Origin of the sequence: Streptomyces alkaliphilus (assembly GCF_014141535.1) — a bacterium.
In the GTDB taxonomy this organism is placed as follows: Bacteria; Actinomycetota; Actinomycetes; order Streptomycetales; family Streptomycetaceae; genus Streptomyces; species Streptomyces alkaliphilus.
Genome location: NZ_VKHT01001147.1, coordinates 1 through 1,451, shown reverse-complemented (window position 1 = coordinate 1,451; position 1,451 = coordinate 1). Strand labels below are relative to the sequence as shown.

1 pseudogene is annotated in these 1,451 nt (G+C 77.7%); it reads right to left on the bottom strand.

The annotated features are described in order from the left end of the window. A pseudogene (locus FNQ90_RS23010) lies at nucleotides 1-1,451 on the bottom strand (ATP-binding protein); the annotation flags it as partial.

Sequence of the window (1,451 nt, the reverse complement as noted above, 5' to 3'; positions counted from 1 at the left end):
GCGGCGTCGGGGCCCCGGCGGGCGCGCCGGCGCCTCCCGTTTTCGGCTTCTCCAGTCGCAGCGGCGGGGCGGAGGGCATCCCGAGGTCGTCGACCAGGGCGAGGGCCCGGCGGCCGGCGTGCGCACCGCTGGAGTCGGCCAGGACCGCCCGCAGGGCGATCGACGCCTCCAGTTCGGCGCGGGCCCGGTCCAGCTGCCCGTTGCAGATCGCCAGGACGCCCAACTCGTGGTGGAAGTACGCCTGTCGGCTGACCTGGCCGGCCTCGCGCGCGCTCTCCTGGCCGCTGCGCAGCATCCGCTCCCACAGGCTCCAGCGCAGGGAGACGGCCGCCCGCGGGGCGGCGACGCGGGTGATTTCGGCGACGGCCTCGTGCAGGCCGGCGCGCTGACCGGCGCGGATGAGGGCGAGCAGGGTGTCGAGTTCGGCGCCGGCCCGGGCGGGGTCGGCCCGGACCTCCTCCAGCCACCACTGGTAGTGGCCCAGGGCGATGTCGACGCGGGCGCGGGCGCCGGCGGCGAGGTCGCTGTCCGCCAGGGCCCCGAGGACGCCCGGGGAGAGCCGGTGGTGGTCCCCGGTGCCGGAGACCAGGCCGCTGCGGACGAGGAGGTCGAGGTGGGCGGAGGCGTCGTGGTCCCCGGTGAGGGCGGGGATCTGGGCGAGGCCGGGCAGCGGGCCGCCGAGGGCCAGGCCCAGGCTGAGGATTTCCCGGGCGCCCTCGGGGAGCAGAGCCGCCAGTTCGACGGCCGGGTCGGTCACCGCGTCGACGGCCGCGTCGACGGCGGCCGGGGAGTCGGTGTCGCCGGTCGGTTCCGCGCCCTCCGTCGCCCCCACCGGGTCGGACCCGCGCTCGCGCAGCAGGGAGCCGTACCGCACCAGGCGCAGCGGCAGGCCGTCCGAGGCGGCCCGGTGTCGTGCCGCACCCTCGCGCTCGGCTCCGGTCAGGGAGCGTCCGGCGGTGCGTTCGACCAGGTCCACGGCGGCGGCGGGGGCGAGCCCGGCGAGGTGGATCTCCTCCACCCGGGAGCCGTCACCGGCGGGAGGCACATCGGCGTCGGTGGTGAACAGGAAGGCGCACTCGGGGGTGGAGGCGAGCAGGTCGTCCAGGGCGGAGCCGCCGAACTCCAGGTCGTCCACGACGACGACGGCACCGATCTCCCGCAGGGCCGCGCGCAGTTCGGTGGCGCCGGGGCGGTGGTGCGGCGCGGCGTGGACGGCTGCGTACAGCTCGTGGCGCAGGTCGGCGGAGGATCGACCGCGACCGGTGAGCCGGACCACGCCGTCGGGGGCCAGGCCTGCGCAGTCCCGGGCCACCGCCTCGAGCAGCGCGGTGCGGCCCGAACCGGCGGGGCCGGTCAGACGCGCGGAGCGACCGCGCGAGAGGAGGCGTGTCAGGTGGGCGCGCTCCTCGTTCCGCTCGAGGAGTTCGACCGCGTCGGGGGCGTCGGGGACG